The sequence below is a fragment of the Rhizobium sp. LjRoot98 genome (assembly GCF_964252935.1).
Lineage (GTDB): Bacteria > Pseudomonadota > Alphaproteobacteria > Rhizobiales > Rhizobiaceae > Pararhizobium.
On sequence record NZ_CAXUPW020000009.1, the window covers coordinates 1 to 17,450 of the forward strand.

Consider the following 17,450-nt stretch of genomic DNA (forward strand, 5'->3'; position numbering starts at 1 on the left):
TGAAGCCTTCCTCGCGTTGGCTGCCGCAAAGATCTGGCTACCCTACTTTGTCAACAGAACCTAGCGGCCTCGACGTGCTCATCCGAGCGATCCGCCGCACAGCCGATAATCGAGTAAGCGATCGACACTGCATTCGCAGCTAATCTGGCGTCCCCCATCTCCATCGCATCAAACGCCATTGCGCGCAGGGCATCGACAACGCTTGTCATCATGCCGGCTCGTTCTATGGAACTCATTTCAATCAAGGTTTTCGGTATCGTCTGCATGACGTCTCCTCGCGCGCACTGGCTCGCACGGCATGAAGCTGCGGAGGCGCGTCAAAATTGGATGTTCAGTGAGTTTGCTTGCATCATGATATGGGGTTGGATGTTGCACCGTGCAATCAGCGCTGCGTGCTGCCTCCGCAAGGCTGCATCGCTTTTTCTGCAGGGCTACGACGATACGCTCGCGCAAGCAGTGCAACAGGATCGTCTGAGTGCTCCACCCCGGAAATCATTGGGTTGCGGTTGAGCCAAGCGAAAACTATTCTATTTCTAGCAGCGCGGACTGCCCAGGATAAGGAACCAAGATGGCTAGTGGCACGGTAAAATTCTTCAACGAAGACAAGGGATTTGGCTTCATCACCCCCGAGAATGGCGGAACCGACGTGTTCGTCCATGTGTCTGCACTTCAGAACGGTGGCTCGCTTCGCGAAGGGCAAAAGGTGAGCTATGAGCTCGGCCAGGATCGCAAGACTGGTAAATCAAAAGCTGAAAACGTCCGCCCGGTTTAACAGCAGGATGTTCGCGTCTGTATTTTGAAACCGCACAGCGGTGGAGAAATGCACACCCCATCAGCTCGGTCGTGAAAGCGGTTCAGGCAATCTCCAATCGCGACAAGGCACTAAGTCGATGGCACCTGGTTGATTGGAATATGAACCTTCACACAGTTGCGGCCGCTCTCCTTCGCACGGTAGAGAGCACCGTCTGCTCTGCGCTGGATTTCCTCCGGCGGGATATTTTCGTCCCTCATGGCCGCGACACCAATGCTCAGCGTGACATACGGCAAGACCCTAGAACTGGGATTTGGTAAAGATGCCGCTTCCACCCGACCGCGGATGTGCTCAGCTATGTCAAGCGCCCTGTCTTGGTCAGCGCCTGGGAGAAAGACAAAAAACTCTTCCCCACCGTAGCGGGCAACATTGAACAGCTCGTCGCTCATGCAGCTTTGGATAATTCCGGCGATTTTCACCAGACACCGATCCCCTTCAGCATGCCCCAGACTGTCGTTAAGCCGCTTGAAATCATCCACGTCACACATCAAGACAGCTGCGCGTTTTTCTTGTATGTGACCGTCTTTCCAGAAGCGTTCGAGTATTTCCGTCATCCACCGTCGGTTCGCAACGCCAGTCAGTGGATCGGTGCGAGCTAGTAGCTCGAGGCGGGTATTGGCATCGGCGAGATCTACAAGCCGACTTCGATCCCGTAATTCAAGAAGAAACGCTTTCTGTGCGAGGAGGGTTGCTGTACGCCGGGCGACGATCGTTGCGGCAACTCCGCTGGCGAAGAACAATGAACCCGCAAACGCACTTCCGGCTTCAATGGCTGGATTTCGGAGCTGGAACACCAGGTAAAGTCCAAGCGCAAAAGCCGCAATCGCCATCGCCCAACCGATTGGGACTGGAAAAATCACAATGGCAGTGACGGCAACGAAGAGCATGATCGTCAAGTGCCGTTCGTAAAACTCACCACCTGCATTAACACCCACGAGAGCGACGGACAGCAGGATCAGAAACATACTGGTGAGAACAATTGCGGCTTCCAGCCACAATTGCCGCTGCTTGCGAAATGTGATTACGGTGACAAGAGCTGCCGGCGGAAGGATCAAGCTTGGAAAGAGCATCGACGTTATCGCTTGGCTCGGCAGCAAGATAGCGTTGAGGCTTAAAGTTAGAATATCGAGCACAATTACCCACGTCATCCAGGCACGAACGATCTTGGCGGTTTGCCGCCAGGATCGATCGCGGAAGAGGTCAGCCAGTTCGCCATTGAGACGGATATTGCGCGTCCGGTCATTCAAGAGGCGCTCGACCTGCTCGACCACAACGGGGTTCAACCGCTCTGGAAATTTTCTAGAAGCAGATGCCACCGGAAGGTCGGAATAGCTGGTGCGCTCAAGGGCCATACATTGAAGTTAGAGAGGGAACATTCTTCATCAAGACCCACTGGCCTAGCCTTCAAAAATGGTCTGACGAGTTCGCTACCGACATGAATGCCGGTGCGATCAAAATGCTGGCGGCCAGATGCCCCGCTGAAGCGCGTTGCCACGGCGGAAATTGCGAGTGGTTCATATCGTGCAAGCCCCGGAGCGCGTTTCAAGCGTAGGATTCATTCTGGGCAAGCGCGTTTCGGCGCTCAGCCGCTAACGCTTGCCCAGACGATGTTTTCGCCAGATGGCGTGCCGTCCAACTCGGTTGACTATTTGATGCGTCAACGAAGCACGGTTTTTGGTTCGAGAAAGGCAGAGCCGCAGATTTCGGTAACCCGTTATTTCGTAGGCCTCACAAGCGATACGACGCGAGGCTTAGATGGAGCATCCAACCACTCGATCCACTTGTCTCGCTCCTCGATCGTGTCGAAGAAACGCCAGCGTTTGAACTCTTCTTCAGTGGATTCCAGCATCTCGCCGATTGAAGCCAGTTCCAAAGGCAGCGGCACCTCGTTTCCGTCGAAACGGATAAAGTAGACGCCCTCGGCAGCAAGGCGAATGACCTGGCCTGTGCCGTAGCTTCCATCAGGATCATCAACCGTGAAGTACATGCCGGTCAGAGTGTCGAATACAGGTTTGCTCATAGGTTCAAATGCCAGTCGATAGAAATGCTCGGCCTTCAAAATTCGCTCAGGCACCCGTCAAATGCAATAGATCAATGTGGGAACTTAACCCGCAGTCCTCAAATGAACAGCTGGCTTAAGAGCCGGTTTGCCGATGCCCTCTGTTTTTAGATGAGAGTAAAGGTCGAAACATAATCAAGGAAAGCGCTCGTCGATATGCTCGACCGATTGGGCGATCACATTATCGATGACGACGTGCGATAGTAGGCGTGGTCCGACGTCCCAAAGTTCACGCATATGATCCGTGTCTTCGTGTCGACGGTGTGCCTCCTCGCTGGTGAAGGCCTCGCCGAGCATGATAGTATCTGGTCGATCAGGCATGGGTAGCAGTTCTATGTAGAGGCAGTCAGGGTCGAGGCGGCTCTTTTGCAAATGGTTTTGAGCCGCCGCCAGATATTCGTCTCGCCTGCCGGGTTTGGTGGTGAAGAACCCTACAATGACTTTCATCTCATTCCCCTCCCAAGGTGAGCCGCCGCCAGTCCTGAAAAAAACGCCTGGCACGAGAAGTTTGCACAGTTGCTAGCACAAGGCAAAACAGCCGACGATGCTTATGCACGGGCAGATTTTAAAGCGAACAGGGGAAATGCTGCCACTTTAAAGCAGAAACAAAGCATTCAAGAGCACGTAACGCAGGGTTTGGAATGGGAACAAACGGTGGAGCGCAAAGCCACCGAAAAAGCCATAGAGCTGCTTTTTGAGGGTGGATCGGGGCTATGTCTTGAGAATCATTAACTTCGCCGTCCGAAAATTATTAAGCGATAACCGCGATGCAACAGGCTCTATCGTAATTATGCCTGGGACAAGCCACCGGGACGACCGTTTTGATGACACGCTTCACTCATCTTAAGCTGGTAGCACCAGCTATCATGCTCATCTCTGTATTGATCGCCGGCCTGGCCGCCATCCCGTACTATGGCGTCGCAAGTCTGGACGGAGAAATACGCGAACGGCAAGAGACGTTGGTCAAACGCAACATTTCGATTTGGATCGCGGACGTTGAGTTCGCGTTGACCGCCTGGACGATCTGGGATGAGTCGATTGCCAAAATTGATAATGCATTCGACCCGGTATGGACCGACCGAAATATCGGCAGCTCCCTCATCGGGACGTCGCGCACGCGCTTTGTCGCCATTCTCGATGCCAAGGATGGCTTGATCTACCAGAAGACTGCGCCGGAAGTTCAGGGGCGGGTGTTTTTTCAACGCGGCGCCAAAACCATCGCAAATGACTCCCGCGCGCTTGTCGATCGCATACGCCAAATTGAACGCCGGGAAAGAGCCCGGGGTATCCCTGAACGCATCGCTGTCAGCAAAATTGAGGTGGTTGGCAACGACGCGGTTCTCCTGACGGCAAGCCTGTTCCAGCCCGACTTCAAGACGGCAATGCCTCGCGGGGACCGTGCACCGATCCTTATTTCAGCAATTCCGATCGCTGGTAGCCTCCAGGAGTTCTTTGGCAGCCGCTTCCTTCTGGACGACGCAATGGTGGGACCTCTCAACGCGGTCAGGTCGGGTCGGGCGCGCGCGGAGATTGCGGTCGGGCCGGATGGGAAAAGCGAGGTTTTGTCGTGGCGTTCTCCGACCCCGGCAAGAGACCTGTTTCACCAGTCTCTGCCTCTGGCAGCAACAGTTGCTATGGTTCTCATTGCCGGAGGCGTATTTGCCATGCGAACCACGCGTCGCGCACTGGCGTCGTTGGTTGAGGCGGAGCAGCGTATGCGTCACGCAGCCACGCACGACTTTCTCACCGGGCTCGCAAATCGGTCTCTTGTCGCCCCAGAGTTCGAGAGACTTTCTGCAAACGGGAGTGTGATTGTTGCCTGCATCGATCTGGATGGCTTCAAGTTGGTCAATGACACTCACGGCCATGCGGCAGGCGACGAATTACTGAGACAAGTGGCCGGACGCCTTAGGGCTGGCTGCTTGGACAGCGATGTCGTCTTTCGTTTGGGGGGAGATGAGTTTGTGATCCTGATGGCTGGAGTTCCCCTTCGTGAAGCCGAGTGGCGGTGTCGGCAACTGTCGTCGGCTCTGTCCCAGTCCTACTCTTTGGGGCATACGGTGGCAGTTGTGGGGGCCTCATTTGGGGTAGAAGAGATCGTGGCCGGCTCCGCCGAATCATGCGACGCCGCCCTGCGGAGGGCGGACGAGGCGCTTTACCTGGCGAAGGCGAAGGGCCGTGGTAAAGTTGTCGCAGCGCCCCACCTGCAAGCTGGCGCGATCCGCTCATGCGGTTGATTGCTGCGCCGGCAATCACGTTTATTTACTCCATCCCGGCTTTGCTATCTCTCCTTCAATACGCCAGGCATTTCATCGGCTTAGCGACGCAACAGCGCCATCCTCACCAACGTAGGCTTCAGCGGAAGGGTCAGTGCTGTGGCGATGCCTGGTTCACCACCCGTTCGCTTGAGCGGCTTATAAGCTATCAGCCTTCAAGGCAAAAAATGCCGGGTTTCGCCGAACTCGTCTTGGTCTAGCGACGGGTTTTAAGGTCACTTCCCTTGAAGGCGAGCGATAAAAACCGCTGCATCAAACTGGCAAGGTCGATTCGGGATGCGGACTGGCCGGAAATTAGAGAGTCCGTCGCCAACTGCCCGGTGTTACGCCGACGATTGTCGAGAACACCCGGGTGAAATGGCTCTGATCCGAGAAACCGCAGGCGATCGCTACCTCGGCCAGCGAGCCGTTGGATGCCCGAAGAAGTGCCTGGGCGCGGGCTACGCGCTCGCTGAGAAGCCATTGGTACGGGGTCATGCCCGTCGTTTCACGAAACGCCCGAATAAAATAACCGCGGGATAGATTGCAGGCCTCAGCGACTTCAGAAATAGAGACGTCTCCCTCGAGGTTTTGGAGCAGAATCTCCTTCGCCATATCCTCGTGGACACGGGACAAGGTTCCTGTGCGGCTCGGGGTCGCCTGCGGTCGTCCGCCGTAGCGTTGAACGAGATAGGTCCCGATCGCTGTCGTCATCTGGTCGACGAACAGCGTGTTTGCTTCCTCCGGTCTTTCGAGTGACGGGATGAGTGCACGGGCAAGATTGGCAAGCACGATATCCTTGGACGCGGTTTCGGCGGATATGGTCGTCACGCCGCTCAGGTCGGCTTCATCGGCGAACCGGATGAGCGACGCTTGCGAAATTTCGAACATCAAAAAATCGAAAGGCGTGCTGAGGTCCGCCTTGTAGGCCTCCGAGAGGTCGCGGACATAGATCGTATTCTCGGCGAAATCGTGGGTTGTCGCGTGATGGGGATGGAAGATGCGGCGCCTGTGGCCGGCGGCCGACGAAACCCCGACGACGAAGCCCCGATTACTTGCCGGTGTCGCGACCTGATCGAGACGAATGAGGTCCGTTGCCTTGCGGAAGATGGCGATGTCCGAGCCGGCCAGAGCTTGATTGACTGACAATTGCGAGAGGGAACACCCGAATCCGTCTTTCGTCTTTCCAGCGGGAGATTTGACGGCACGGTTGGGAGCCTCGATCAAAACGTGTATCTCCATATCGAATGCTGGATGCTCAATCCGGACCACCGCGGTTGCCCGGAAAGTTCCGCCAATTTCCTATTTCCGTCAAATTTCCTCGACGAGGATGCTTTTCTACAAGATAGACGCCCGATTGACGGATAGATACATCCAAAAAGCGGAACTGAAACGAAATTATACAATCTCCAGTACAGCTGATCGAAATGGGTGTGAGGGAACCGTTGGAGGCCGGCGACAGAATTGCGGCAAGTTTTGGTGTCGGGACAGCGAGGGCTCTTACGATCAGGCCGCTGCGGGAAGCGCTGCTGTCCGTCGTTCATCTCTATCACGACTATGAAGACGGCGGCGATCCGGTCGTCCTCGCCCCTGACGACGCGTTTCTGGTGATGCTGTATCTTATAGATGTCGATCATCGCGACATCTGGCCGGACCGCGCGCCCACATCCTTGAGGCGATACGCCAAGGGCTCGATCTGCCTGATTAATCTTAAAGACGGTGCATCAATATCCGTTCAGGGACGTTTCGAGGCGTTGGCATTTCATATCCCAAGTACCCATCTCGGCGAGCTTACGGAAGCGGGCGAGCCGCGGATCGATAGCCTTGTGACCTGCCGCGGCGCTGACGACCCGGTCATTCGCGATCTTGGTGCAGCACTGATGCCCATGTTCGACATGCCAGATGAGGTGCGGGATACGCTGCTTCCGCATGTGGGGCTGGCCCTCAACGCCCATCTCGCGCATCGCTACGGGCGGTCTCCTTCACAAAGCATTTCGCCGGCAGGCAAGCTAACATCGATGCAGGAAAAACGCATCAAGTCGTACATCGCCGCAAACCTGTCGCGCCGGATCGATATCGACCAGATTGCCAAGGCGAGTGGATTTGACGTGGATGAACTATGTTCCGGCTTTATGGCGACAACCGGACAATCGGTACTCGATTGGATTTCGGCCTGCCGGATCAGCAAGGCAAAGCTGCACCTCAGCAGGACCGGCGACTCAATCGTTCGCGTGGCTGAAACCTGCGGGTTTGCGGATGAGAACGAATTCATCGAAATCTTCAAACAGGCCGAAGGCATCACTCCAGACATCTGGCGCTGGCGCAACCGGAATTGACCGATTTGATCCGATCCGGCTGAAAGCAGCCATATCCTGATTTTTCAGCATTTTCCGGTGCCGGCGTCTGGATCGCCGCCGGCACCCCTTTGTTCGATCCGTTAAGCCTGGATGAAGGCGAGCAGGTCCGCATTCAGGACGTCGGCGTTGACGGTCAGCATGCCGTGAGAGAAGCCGGGATAGGTCTTGATGGTGCCGTTCTTCAAGAGTTTGATCGATTTGTGCGCAGCATCTGCGATCGGCACGATCTGGTCGTCTTCGCCATGCAGGACCAGCGTCGGTACGCTGATCGCCTTCAAGTCGTCAGTCTGGTCCGTTTCCGAAAAGGCCCTGATGCCGTCGTAGTGGGCGTTTGCGGCACCCATCATCCCCTGGCGCCACCAATTCTGGATCACGCCTTCATGCACCGTCGCTCCTTCGCGATTGAAGCCGTAGAATGGGCCTGCGGGAACATCGCGGAAGAACTGTGCGCGGTTGACGGCGAGAGCCGAGCGGAAACCGTCGAAAACCTCGATCGGCAGTCCTTCGGGATTGGCTGATGTCTTCAGCATCAATGGCGGGACTGCGGAAACCAGGACAGCCTTTGCGACGCGGCCAGCGGGCTCGCCATGCTTGGCAACGTAACGGGCAACTTCACCACCCCCTGTGGAATGGCCGATATGGACGGCGTTCTTCAGGTCGAGTGCCTCGGCAACGGCGAAGGCGTCGGAAGCGTAATGGTCCATATCGTGACCGCCGGAAACCTGCGCCGAGCGGCCGTGGCCGCGGCGGTCGTGAGCAACGACGCGATAGCCCTTTGCCAAAAAGAACAGCATCTGCGCATCCCAGTCGTCGGACGAGAGCGGCCAGCCGTGATGGAACACGATTGGCTGCGCATCCTTCGGCCCCCAGTCCTTGTAGAAGATCTCGGTGCCGTCTGTTGTTGTAACGAAGCCCATTTTGTTTTCTCCTGGTTGTGCCGGGATGGCGGTCGAAGCGGTTGCGGCGAAAGTGGGCCGGATCGGTAGTGCGATGCCGGCGGCGAGGATAACCCCCGCGCGAAGTGCGTCACGGCGGCTGATTGGCAAGGGTTGTTCGGTCATGTTGAATGAACTCCAGTTTCAGGTCGCCGTTCCGGGCTTGTTGATAGACAGCAGGTGCCGGACGGTAGGCTTGTCAGGTCCGCTGTGGAGGACCAGAACCTTGCTCTGCAGATCGGCGTCGGCTTTCGAGACGCGCTTATGCTGTCGCAGATGCTCTGCCCAGGATTCGACCATGAACCACTCGGTGATCTTTTCAGGATCGGCGGAGTCCTCTGTTACGCCCCAGCCATAGGCTCCGTCCCGCCGCCGCTCGGAGGACATGTCGTCGAGAGCATGCAGGAACTTGGCGCGATTCTGCTTCTCGACGCGATAGTCGATCAGGATGAGTACGGGGCCGCGGTCGTTTGCGACCGGTTCTGCAACGAGAGGCTCGGGCCAATGGTTGGACGACACCAGGTCGGCCTCACCGGACGGAAGCTTGATCCGGTGCATTATAAAGCCTGCCACCAGCAGTCCGGCCGCTCCGATCAAAAGGGTGCCAGGCACGCCGGCCGCTTCACCGATGGCCCCCCATCCAAGGCTACCGGCCGTCATCGCACCGTTGAACACGGTTAAATAGACGGCAAGGCCACGACCGCGTACCCAGTTCGGCAGGACGGCCTGAGCCGCGCCGTTCAGGGTGGTAAGGGCGGTAATCCAGGCAGCGCCGAGGAACAGTAGGACGACGACTGCCAGCCATTGCGGAGGAGCAAGCGAGAGTGCGGCCATGACGAGCGCCGTCACGACTGCCGAACCGAGAAGCAGTCCGTCGGCATCGAAGCGCTGGCGCAAACGCGGCATCACCAGGGCTCCGCCGATGGCGCCCGCCCCAACCGAACCGAGTAGAAGGCCGTAGAAGCTTGCGTCCCCGCCCAGAAGCTGCCGGGCGACGAGCGGAAGAAGCGCCCAGACCGCGCTGGCGAAGGCGAAGAAGATCGCTGCCCGCAGCAGCACGACGTGAAGCGGCCTGCTGGCGCGGGTGTAGCGCAGTCCGGCACGAAAGGCGCCGAGGAAGTTCTCGGACAACGCGTCATCGGCGTTCTTGGCGCGTGGCCACCAGAGGAGTGCGGCGATGACGAGGATGTAACTTGCAACATCTGCACCATAGGTCACGGCGGCGCCGAACGCGGCGAGCAACAGGCCACCGGCGGCAGGGCCAATCGAGCGCGCGATGTTGATACCAAGCGAGTTGAGCGCAACCGCGCTTTTTACGTCCTCGCGCGGTACCAGTTCCGGCACGATCGCCTGCCATGTCGGCCCCATCAGCGCCGCGCCGATACCGCCCAGAAAGGTTAGTCCGATCAGCGCGCTGACAGAGAGCATGCCCATATAGGAGAGGAGCATCAGCGATATGCTGACGCTGGCGAGCAGGAGCTGGATGGCGATCAGGAACTTGCGTCGGTCAAGGATATCGGAGAGTACGCCGGCCGGGATCGCCAGAAGAAAGATCGGCAGGGTACCGGCTGCCTGAACCATGGCAACAGCTGCGGGCGCCGCCGAAAGATCGGTCATCAGCCAGGAACTGGCGACGTCGCGCATGAAGCTGCCGGTATTGCCCAGCACTGTTGCCGCCCAGAGAACGGCAAAGACGGACTGGCGCAGCGGGGCGAAACTGCCGCCTGAAGGTTTCGTGGCGCTCATTTGGCTGCTCCCTTGGTAAGGTCGATGATGGCGACAATGACAAAGGCACCGGCAAGGCCGATATGCTCGAAGAACGCGTTGGTCGCCATCATCCGTTCCACGCCGGAGGGCATTTCCCAGAACCGCAATGCGATGAACGTCGCAAGAAGGGTGAAGACGGCGAGCGCCAGTGCGCCAAGCCAACGCAGGAAACCAGAAACGATCATTGCGGAGGCCGTCAGTTCAAACACAATCACGGAGACGCCGACGAAGGCGGCCGGATGAAGACCGAAATGCTCCATTTCGCCGATCGCACCCTGGAAATCGAAAAGCTTCGTCAGCGGTCCCTGGATATAGGCCGCGCACAGGGCAAGCAGCGCAAGGGTCCGGGTGAGCGGCGCGGCGGCGATCCCGGCGAGGCGCTGGCGCCAACCTTTCGCGGAAGGTGTGTGATCAATCATGTCGGCTCCTGCAATGTTGGCCGCTTTCTCTATTCGGCGGCGTTGCTTCCATCTGATGGAGCGATTTTGGCCGCAAAGATTGGCGTCAACAATTGCATCAAAAATTGCGATTCTATTGCGATGTGCGCAATGGTCTTCTCTGGGGCAGCGATCTGATGCTGCCCCTCGACTAGGCTGAAAATTTACACCGCCCAGCAGGCGCAGCCCAGCGCGCCGAAGAAACCTTTAAGATCGGCAATCGGCAGCTTCGACGTCCAGGCGCCGGCGTGGTCGTGGCCGTGGACGTTGCAGGAGCTGGCACAGCCGCAGGTCGTGATCGCCGTCCGGCGTAGGGAGTTCAGACCTGCTCCCTGTGGTTCACCCCATGCTGCATAACCACCGAACGTGCGGACCGGCGACCAATCGGGCATGGCGGGCGGGACGTCGTTCTCATCGAGACCTGAGAAGTCGCCAGCACCGTAGACGATTTTGCCGCCAACCATGGTCAACTCTGAGGACAGGAACGAGATCTCATCTTCGGTGCAGGCGAAAAAATCCTTGTCCGGCACGACGACGTCGGCGAACTGGCCTTTCTCGATCCGGCCCTTCTTGCCCTCCTCATTGGAGAACCATGTGACTTTTTCCGTCCACATGCGCAAAGCCGTCTCGCGATCGATGCAATTGGCGCGCGGGTAGAGTTGCATGCCGCCGACCGTCTTTCCCGTCACCATCCAGGCAAGGGAGACCCATGGATTGTACGAGGCGACGCGGGTCGCATCGGTCCCTGCGGAGACGTTGACGCCCTTCTCAAGCATGCGCTTGATTGGGGGCGTGGCCTCGCCAACACCATGGCCGTAGCGTTCAACAAAATACTCACCCTGATAGGCCATGCGGTGCTGCGTGGCGATACCGCCGCCGAGCGCTGCGATCCGGTCGATGGAACGCTCGGAGATCGTCTCAGCATGGTCGAAGAACCAGTTGAGGCCTTCGAGCGGGATGTCCTTGTTGACCTTCTCGAAGACATCGAGCGAGCGCGAGATGGTCTCGTCATAGGTCGCATGCATCCGCCAGGGCCAACGGTTTTCGGCGAGAACGCGAACCACTTCCTCAAGTTCGCCTTCCATCTCCGGCGCCATTTCGGGCCGGGGCTGACGGAAATCCTCAAAATCAGCGGCAGAGAAGACGAGCATTTCGCCTGCGCCGTTGTGCCGGAAGTAATCGTTCCCCTGCTTGTATTTGACCGATTGGGTCCAGTTTAGAAAATCCTGCTTTTCTTCCTTGGGCTTCTGCGTGAACAGATTGTAGGCAAGACGCACTGTCAGCTGGTCTTCATCCGAAAGCTTCTGGATGACCGCATAATCGTCCGGATAGTTCTGGAAACCGCCGCCAGCGTCGATCACGCCGGTGATGCCCAGCCGGTTGAGTTCGCGCATGAAGTGGCGGGTGGAATTGACCTGGTATTCGAAGGGAAGTTTCGGTCCCTTGGACAGCGTCGAGTAAAGAATGCCCGCATTCGGCTTGGCGAGCAGAAGGCCCGTGGGATTGCCGTTGACATCGCGGGTAATCTCGCCGCCTGCAGGGTTTGGCGTGTCTCTGGTATAGCCGACGGCGCGAAGGGCGGCACCGTTCAGCAGCGCGCGGTCATAGAGATGGAGCAGGAAGACCGGAGTATCCGGTGCGATCGCATTGATCTCGTCGATCGTCGGCAAGCGCTTCTCGGTGAACTGGTGTTCCGTGAAGCCGCCGACGACGCGAACCCATTGCGGCGCTGGCGTGATCGCCACCTGCCGCTTCAGCATGTCCATCGCATCAGCCAGCGAGCGGACGCCGTCCCAGCGAAGCTCCATGTTAAAGTTGAGGCCGCCGCGCACGACGTGCGTGTGGTTGTCGATCAGGCCCGGCAGCATCCGCTTGCCCTTCAGGTCGATGATCTTCGTATCCCGTCCGGCGAGCGCCATCACTTCACTATCGTTTCCCACCTCAAGGAACAGGCCGTCTTTGACGGCGACAGCGGTGGCGTTCGGATTTACGCGATCGAGTGTCGTGATCAGCCCGTTGTGAAAAACAATATCGGCGTGCATGGAAGCGGCTCCGGTCTTGATGGGATCGGCGGCATTGGCCGGTGAAAAAAGGTTCGTAAAGGCGAGGCTCGATGCTGCGCCCAGGAATGTGCGGCGCGTGGTCATCAGCTTTTCTCCGATGCTGGATGTTCGCGGGGTGGGCTCACCGCCACCCCGTTTGTTTCGCCCTTTGGAAGATGTCCGAACATATGCGGCTTTACCTGGTGAAGCCACGAGATGGCGGCCGGTTCGCGCGCCCAGATGCTTTTTGCCAAAGGCACCAACTGCTCGCCGACGAGAATTCCAAGCAGACCGATGAGGGCGACCACGGGCGGAGCGGGTGAGCGGACATTGAGCAGACTGTAGATCACGCCGACCAGCAGACCGGCGCCGAGGGACAGGAGATAGATTTTCATCGCTGATCACCTTCTTTTAGAGAAGCAGTTCACTCCAGCAGATGGCGGGCTGCTGGAGTGATGACGATTTTATTTCGCGGGGTTGGGGCCGATCCGTTTGCCATGGTTGACCCGCTCTGCGCCGCCGTGGACGTGGGTGACGGCATAGTCGATGCCCATGCCGTAGGCGCCGGAATGCTCCTTCACCAGCGACGTGACGGCGTCATACGTTTCCTTGCGGGCCCAGTCGCGCTGCCATTCTAGAAGGACCTGCTGCCAGGTGACGGGCACGACACCGGCCTGCACCATGCGATCCATCGCATACCTATGTGCATCGACGGAGGTGCCGCCGGAGGCATCGGCGACCATGTAGATTTCATAATCCGTGTCGTTCATGCAAGAGAGCGCGAAGGTTGTGTTGCAGACCTCGGTCCATAGACCGGCGACCACGACCTTCTTACGGCCGTCAGCGGCATGCTTGGCCAGCGCGTCGCGGACGTTCTGGTCGTCCCACGAGTTCATCGACGTCCGTTCAAGGATCTCGTTGTCGGGGACGACGGCGAGCAGTTCGGGGAAGGTGTTGCCCGAGAAGCTGTCGGTCTCGACGGTGGTGATCGTGGTCGGGATGTTGAAGATCCTGGCAGCCTTGGCAAGACCAACGACGTTGTTCTTCAAGACTTGGCGGTCGATCGACTGGACGCCAAAGGCCATCTGCGGCTGCTGGTCGATGAAGATGATCTGGCTGTTCTGTGGGGTGAGGACCTGAAGCTTGCTGGACATCTCGTGTCTTCCTTTGATTGGGTTGCAGGTAGGTAATGGGGCAGGCAGGGCGGCACGTCTTGAAAGTTATGCCGCCGTATTGTTGGAAAGCGACCTCAGGCGGCGAGCGGTGTCAGCCCGGCTTCGATATGGTCACGATAGGGCTCGTAGCGAGCCGGCAGTTTCAACACCTCGCCGAGGTGCGCCGTGTCTTCGTCGTGGTCGAAGCCGGGTTCGTTCGTGGCGATTTCGAACAGGACGCCGCCGGGTGTGCGGAAGTAGATCGCCCAAAAGTAATCACGGTCGATGACAGGTGTTACTTGGTAGCCCGTATCCATCAGGGCCTTGCGGACCTCGAGCTGCTTTGCACGGTTTTCAACTGCAAAAGCGATGTGGTGCACTGATCCCGCGCCCTGCCTTGCGAAAGGCGTGTTCGGCAAGGCTTCGAGGTCGATCATATCGGCACCATTACCGCCGGGAATGATAAACCGGGTGACATTACCATCCGTCTCGGCGCGCTGGTAGCCCATGAAGCCGAGCAGTTCGGACGTGGCGACCGTATCATGCAGGCGGAACCTGGCTCCCGCAAAGCCACGGATACCAACGCTTTCGTCGATGCCCGCACCACTCCAGGCCTTGCGATTGTCGTCTTCCGCTTCGACGAGGGCAAACTCTTCACCGTCCGGTCCCTTGAAGAGCAGGCGGTTAGCGCCGAAGGCAGTATCCGCGCCTAGACTGCCGGCTCCCTTCGCCGACAGGTGATCCTGCCAGAACGATAATGAGCCCTTAGGAACAGCGAACTGGGTCTGGCTGACCTCGCCGACGCCGGGACGGCCGCGCATCACGTCGGGAAACGGGAAGTAGGTCATAACGGAGCCGGGGGTACCGGCCTCATCACCGTAATAGAGGTGATAGACGTTGGGATCGTCGAAATTCACGGTCTTCTTGACGCGGCGCAAGCCAAGCGTGTCGGTAAAGAAGGCATTGTTCTGGCGGGCATCCGACGCCATCGATGTGATGTGATGCAGTCCCTTGATATCCTTGATCATGATGCTGGCCCTTCTGCGGCTGCTCTGGTTTGTTTGGTGTGATTGAAAACCTAAGCCTGTTGATCCAATGAGAGAATTGCAATAATAATTGTCACTGAATTTTGCTGGGTGAAATAATCAATGAACGACTACAGGCTGCTTCGAACCTTTCTGATGGCCGCCGAGAAGCGGAACTTCGCGCAGGTCGCACGCGAGCTCGACATGACCCCGGCCGCCGTCACACGGGCGATCGCTGCGTTGGAGGAAGATCTCGGTGTGCAACTCTTCGTGCGGACCACGCGCCAGGTGTCGCTGACAACCGACGGCGCGATCTTTGCCGCCCAGATCCAGCCGGCGGTGCAGGCGATCGACACTGCGCGTAAGGATGTGATGAATACTCACAAGGCGGATCATGGCCGCTTGCGCATCAGCGCGCCGACCTGGTTCGGCCAGCAAGTCCTGCCGCCCATCCTGTCCGCATTCCGAGAGCGCTACCCGAAGATCAGCTTCGAAATTTCACTCGCCGACGGGTTAGTTGATATCATCGACGGCGATTATGATCTGGCAATCCGGATTTCCGCGGCCCCCTCGGACAAGTTCACGATCTGGCGCAAGATCAGCGTCGTTAACCGCATCCTCGTCGCAGCGCCTGGTAGTCGGTTCTGCGCTATGAAGCATCCGAATGAACTTGTTCCCGATGATTGCCTGGCCTACAGCGGCGAGAGCAAGCGGGAGGCCTGGATATTGTCGGATGGTAACGGCAGTGCCACGATTTCCGCGGGCCGCGTTTTCAGCGCCAACAGTGGGGAGGTGCTGGCGAGTATGGCGGCCGATGGCGCAGGGGTCGCGATGTTGCCTAAATTCCATGTGGCCGAGCATCTACGGACCGGACGGGTTGTCCATGTCCTGCAAGATTGGGCGCCGCCGGATCTGTGGCTGACCCTCTACTACCCCCCATATCAAGCACTGCCACCGCGTATCGCGTCGTTCTCGAAATTCTTTGAACAACAAATCCCAGCGTTTTTGTCGGCGATTGAATGACTCTGATAGGAGGGGCGGACGCAGCCGTTCTTGCTCGTTGTTCAAAAAAATCACAACACCCTTGAGGCCGATTTATGAGACAGCATGCAGGCGGTCAAAGAGGCCGATAGCTCGTAGCTCTTCAAGGCGAACGAATAAGTGTCGGACGACACGGCGCTATTATGAAGCCTGGGCTTGCGGCCAGCTTTTTGCGCTTCAGGAGGTGTGTCGTCGAGCGGCGGGTCAACGAAAAACTTCGCGATATCCACGCTGAGCGCTGTCGCTCAATGATCTAAAGATCCGCCGACATGTTGTGTTTTGTTCGTTCCAAATCACTGAAAACGGTCCGATCGACCTGCGCATCGACAAAAGGCTTTATTTCTCAATCGCAGGAGTTATTCTTTTCTCGAGCATGCGTGGGGAGATGCGCCGTTCAAGTTCTTTTCGAGATATCTTAGGGCACGTGAACGCCAATGAGTAAGTGTGCAAATCGTCAATCCGGCAATGTTGAAGCCGATCGCCTCCAGCAGCTGGAGGAAAAGCAAAGAGCTGCCCAGCCTGCGCACGATGCCGCACCATTCCTCGCCGCTATCGTTGAATCATCCGATGATGCGATCGTTAGCAAGTCGCTTCAGGGTATTATCACCACTTGGAACCGGGGAGCTGAACGGCTGTTTGGCTACACCGCGGAAGAGGCCGTCGGGCGGCCGATCACCATCCTTATTCCTGAGGATAGGCTCCAGGAAGAGCCCGCCATTCTCGCCCGCATTCATGCAGGCGAACGTGTCGATCATTTCGAAACAATACGGCGTCGGAAAGACGGCAGCCTCCTCGACATTTCGTTGACGATTTCCCCAATACGCAACCGCGACGGCAAGATCATCGGTGCATCGAAGATAGCAAGGGACATATCCGAGCGAAAGCGTGCGGCTGAACACCAGGATCTTCTGCTCCGCGAAATGCATCACAGGGTCAAGAACCTGTTTGCCATAACCGGCAGTATTATCACGCTCGCAGCTCGCACTGCGCAAACATCGAACGAGTTAGCTTCAGCGATGAAAGACCGTCTGGTCGCACTCTCGCAAGCTCACGAGATGACAATGCCGAGCTTTTCGGGGGAGGGTGCTTTTCAAGAGAAATCGACGTCACTGTTCCAACTTCTGTCTGGCCTACTTTCGCCATACGAAGAGCACGACGGTGGACGATGGCACCTGCACGGTGAAGACACCGCTGTCAGTGCCGAACGGGTGACCACCCTTGCACTGCTTTTTCACGAGTACGCCACCAATGCCGTCAAGTATGGATCGTTATCCGAGGCAGGCGGCCGACTGGACATCACCCTCAATGCGCGACCGGAAGTTTTCGAAATCCTATGGCTTGAATCTAGGGGCCGGGTTTCAATCAGCGCCTCACCAACGGATACTGGCTTTGGTACCAGGCTGGAAGAGATGGTAATCCGTTCACTCCACGCCGAAGTGTCCAGAGATTGGAAGCCTGAGGGGCTGCTGATTAGGCTTTTAATGCCACGTGACGCGTTCGCAGCGCCCGCTAAAGCGTAGGTTCTCGAGGGATGCTCGCTCCACGCGAATTGGGCCGTCGGCGCAAG

At 57.8% G+C, this 17,450-nt stretch carries 18 protein-coding genes; 6 read left to right on the forward strand and 12 right to left on the reverse strand.

Translation table 11 applies throughout. The annotated features are described in order from the left end of the window. Nucleotides 1-50: 50 nt before the first annotated feature. Complete coding sequence (locus ACSQ3J_RS23220) at nucleotides 51-266, reverse strand: hypothetical protein (protein WP_436040439.1); 216 nt, start codon at nucleotides 264-266, stop codon at nucleotides 51-53. A 302-nt stretch (nucleotides 267-568) separates the two neighbouring features. On the opposite strand from ACSQ3J_RS23220, the gene ACSQ3J_RS23225 reads away from it, so the two are divergent. After that, nucleotides 569-772 carry a cold-shock protein gene (locus ACSQ3J_RS23225; RefSeq protein ID WP_060501480.1) on the forward strand — a complete coding sequence of 68 codons (204 nt, stop codon included), beginning with the start codon at nucleotides 569-571 and terminating at the stop codon, nucleotides 770-772. A 110-nt stretch (nucleotides 773-882) separates the two neighbouring features. Here the strand turns inward: ACSQ3J_RS23225 and ACSQ3J_RS23230 are convergent, their stop codons facing one another. The 3 genes from ACSQ3J_RS23230 to ACSQ3J_RS23240 all read right to left on the reverse strand — a co-directional run bounded on the left by ACSQ3J_RS23230 (nucleotide 883) and on the right by ACSQ3J_RS23240 (nucleotide 3,317). After that, nucleotides 883-2,163 (reverse strand): GGDEF domain-containing protein, encoded by a 1,281-nt coding sequence (locus ACSQ3J_RS23230; RefSeq protein WP_060501482.1) that lies wholly within the window; start codon nucleotides 2,161-2,163, stop codon nucleotides 883-885. Between the two features lie 362 nt (nucleotides 2,164-2,525). Further along, nucleotides 2,526-2,831 (reverse strand): hypothetical protein, encoded by a 306-nt coding sequence (locus ACSQ3J_RS23235; RefSeq protein ID WP_060501484.1) that lies wholly within the window; start codon nucleotides 2,829-2,831, stop codon nucleotides 2,526-2,528. A gap of 174 nt (nucleotides 2,832-3,005) precedes the next feature. Next, complete coding sequence (locus tag ACSQ3J_RS23240) at nucleotides 3,006-3,317, reverse strand: putative quinol monooxygenase (RefSeq protein ID WP_436040442.1); 312 nt, start codon at nucleotides 3,315-3,317, stop codon at nucleotides 3,006-3,008. Between the two features lie 69 nt (nucleotides 3,318-3,386). Here ACSQ3J_RS23240 and ACSQ3J_RS23245 point away from each other — a divergent pair, with 69 nt between their 5' ends. Together ACSQ3J_RS23245 and ACSQ3J_RS23250 are read left to right on the forward strand one after the other, a co-directional pair. After that, nucleotides 3,387-3,602 (forward strand): hypothetical protein, encoded by a 216-nt coding sequence (locus ACSQ3J_RS23245; RefSeq protein ID WP_060501488.1) that lies wholly within the window; start codon nucleotides 3,387-3,389, stop codon nucleotides 3,600-3,602. Nucleotides 3,603-3,694: 92 nt separating this feature from the next. Further along, nucleotides 3,695-5,107 (forward strand): sensor domain-containing diguanylate cyclase, encoded by a 1,413-nt coding sequence (locus tag ACSQ3J_RS23250; RefSeq protein WP_060501490.1) that lies wholly within the window; start codon nucleotides 3,695-3,697, stop codon nucleotides 5,105-5,107. A 333-nt stretch (nucleotides 5,108-5,440) separates the two neighbouring features. On the opposite strand, the gene ACSQ3J_RS23255 is transcribed toward ACSQ3J_RS23250, so the two are convergent. Beyond that, the gene (locus tag ACSQ3J_RS23255) at nucleotides 5,441-6,274 is read right to left on the reverse strand and encodes a helix-turn-helix domain-containing protein (RefSeq protein ID WP_436040529.1); all 834 of its coding nucleotides are present in this window, start codon (nucleotides 6,272-6,274) and stop codon (nucleotides 5,441-5,443) included. Between the two features lie 278 nt (nucleotides 6,275-6,552). Between ACSQ3J_RS23255 and ACSQ3J_RS23260 the strand changes: the two genes are divergently transcribed. Further along, complete coding sequence (locus tag ACSQ3J_RS23260; RefSeq protein ID WP_436040445.1) at nucleotides 6,553-7,461, forward strand: helix-turn-helix transcriptional regulator; 909 nt, start codon at nucleotides 6,553-6,555, stop codon at nucleotides 7,459-7,461. A 101-nt stretch (nucleotides 7,462-7,562) separates the two neighbouring features. Here the strand turns inward: ACSQ3J_RS23260 and ACSQ3J_RS23265 are convergent, their stop codons facing one another. From ACSQ3J_RS23265 to ACSQ3J_RS23295, 7 genes are all read right to left on the reverse strand, one after another. Further along, on the reverse strand, nucleotides 7,563-8,399 hold the full coding sequence (locus ACSQ3J_RS23265; protein WP_436040530.1) for an alpha/beta fold hydrolase: 837 nt from the start codon (nucleotides 8,397-8,399) through the stop codon (nucleotides 7,563-7,565). Nucleotides 8,400-8,561: 162 nt separating this feature from the next. Continuing rightward, on the reverse strand, nucleotides 8,562-10,163 hold the full coding sequence (locus tag ACSQ3J_RS23270) for an MFS transporter (protein WP_060501498.1): 1,602 nt from the start codon (nucleotides 10,161-10,163) through the stop codon (nucleotides 8,562-8,564). Beyond that, entirely contained in the window at nucleotides 10,160-10,603 is a 444-nt protein-coding gene (locus ACSQ3J_RS23275; protein WP_060501500.1) for a DoxX family protein, read from the reverse strand. Before ACSQ3J_RS23275 ends, ACSQ3J_RS23270 begins: the two co-directional genes overlap by 4 nt. Nucleotides 10,604-10,785: 182 nt before the next feature. Continuing rightward, nucleotides 10,786-12,768 carry an amidohydrolase gene (locus ACSQ3J_RS23280; protein ID WP_060501502.1) on the reverse strand — a complete coding sequence of 661 codons (1,983 nt, stop codon included), beginning with the start codon at nucleotides 12,766-12,768 and terminating at the stop codon, nucleotides 10,786-10,788. Continuing rightward, the gene (locus ACSQ3J_RS23285) at nucleotides 12,768-13,058 is read right to left on the reverse strand and encodes a XapX domain-containing protein (protein WP_436040447.1); all 291 of its coding nucleotides are present in this window, start codon (nucleotides 13,056-13,058) and stop codon (nucleotides 12,768-12,770) included. The genes ACSQ3J_RS23280 and ACSQ3J_RS23285 overlap by 1 nt, the downstream gene beginning before the upstream one ends. Nucleotides 13,059-13,127: 69 nt before the next feature. Further along, nucleotides 13,128-13,817, reverse strand: a complete 690-nt coding sequence (locus tag ACSQ3J_RS23290; protein WP_060501506.1) for a hydrolase — start codon at nucleotides 13,815-13,817, stop codon at nucleotides 13,128-13,130. Nucleotides 13,818-13,912: 95 nt separating this feature from the next. After that, nucleotides 13,913-14,845 (reverse strand): VOC family protein, encoded by a 933-nt coding sequence (locus ACSQ3J_RS23295; RefSeq protein ID WP_436040448.1) that lies wholly within the window; start codon nucleotides 14,843-14,845, stop codon nucleotides 13,913-13,915. A gap of 120 nt (nucleotides 14,846-14,965) precedes the next feature. Here ACSQ3J_RS23295 and ACSQ3J_RS23300 point away from each other — a divergent pair, with 120 nt between their 5' ends. Together ACSQ3J_RS23300 and ACSQ3J_RS23305 are read left to right on the forward strand one after the other, a co-directional pair. Further along, entirely contained in the window at nucleotides 14,966-15,865 is a 900-nt protein-coding gene (locus ACSQ3J_RS23300) for a LysR family transcriptional regulator (RefSeq protein ID WP_436040449.1), read from the forward strand. A 452-nt stretch (nucleotides 15,866-16,317) separates the two neighbouring features. Next, on the forward strand, nucleotides 16,318-17,403 hold the full coding sequence (locus ACSQ3J_RS23305) for a PAS domain S-box protein (RefSeq protein ID WP_060501511.1): 1,086 nt from the start codon (nucleotides 16,318-16,320) through the stop codon (nucleotides 17,401-17,403). The last annotated feature ends 47 nt before the right edge of the window (nucleotides 17,404-17,450 follow it).

Bases quoted from the DNA above. Each gene is read 5' to 3' on its own strand.
- ACSQ3J_RS23220 (WP_436040439.1), bottom strand. From the start codon at position 266: ATGCAGACGATACCGAAAACCTTGATTGAAATGAGTTCCATAGAACGA.
- ACSQ3J_RS23225 (WP_060501480.1), top strand. From the start codon at position 569: ATGGCTAGTGGCACGGTAAAATTCTTCAACGAAGACAAGGGATTTGGC.
- ACSQ3J_RS23230 (WP_060501482.1), bottom strand. From the start codon at position 2,163: ATGGCCCTTGAGCGCACCAGCTATTCCGACCTTCCGGTGGCATCTGCT.
- ACSQ3J_RS23235 (WP_060501484.1), bottom strand. From the start codon at position 2,831: ATGAGCAAACCTGTATTCGACACTCTGACCGGCATGTACTTCACGGTT.
- ACSQ3J_RS23240 (WP_436040442.1), bottom strand. From the start codon at position 3,317: ATGAAAGTCATTGTAGGGTTCTTCACCACCAAACCCGGCAGGCGAGAC.
- ACSQ3J_RS23250 (WP_060501490.1), top strand. From the start codon at position 3,695: ATGACACGCTTCACTCATCTTAAGCTGGTAGCACCAGCTATCATGCTC.
- ACSQ3J_RS23260 (WP_436040445.1), top strand. From the start codon at position 6,553: ATGGGTGTGAGGGAACCGTTGGAGGCCGGCGACAGAATTGCGGCAAGT.
- ACSQ3J_RS23265 (WP_436040530.1), bottom strand. From the start codon at position 8,399: ATGGGCTTCGTTACAACAACAGACGGCACCGAGATCTTCTACAAGGAC.
- ACSQ3J_RS23270 (WP_060501498.1), bottom strand. From the start codon at position 10,163: ATGAGCGCCACGAAACCTTCAGGCGGCAGTTTCGCCCCGCTGCGCCAG.
- ACSQ3J_RS23275 (WP_060501500.1), bottom strand. From the start codon at position 10,603: ATGATTGATCACACACCTTCCGCGAAAGGTTGGCGCCAGCGCCTCGCC.
- ACSQ3J_RS23280 (WP_060501502.1), bottom strand. From the start codon at position 12,768: ATGACCACGCGCCGCACATTCCTGGGCGCAGCATCGAGCCTCGCCTTT.
- ACSQ3J_RS23285 (WP_436040447.1), bottom strand. From the start codon at position 13,058: ATGAAAATCTATCTCCTGTCCCTCGGCGCCGGTCTGCTGGTCGGCGTG.
- ACSQ3J_RS23290 (WP_060501506.1), bottom strand. From the start codon at position 13,817: ATGTCCAGCAAGCTTCAGGTCCTCACCCCACAGAACAGCCAGATCATC.
- ACSQ3J_RS23295 (WP_436040448.1), bottom strand. From the start codon at position 14,845: ATGATCAAGGATATCAAGGGACTGCATCACATCACATCGATGGCGTCG.
- ACSQ3J_RS23300 (WP_436040449.1), top strand. From the start codon at position 14,966: ATGAACGACTACAGGCTGCTTCGAACCTTTCTGATGGCCGCCGAGAAG.
- ACSQ3J_RS23305 (WP_060501511.1), top strand. From the start codon at position 16,318: ATGAGTAAGTGTGCAAATCGTCAATCCGGCAATGTTGAAGCCGATCGC.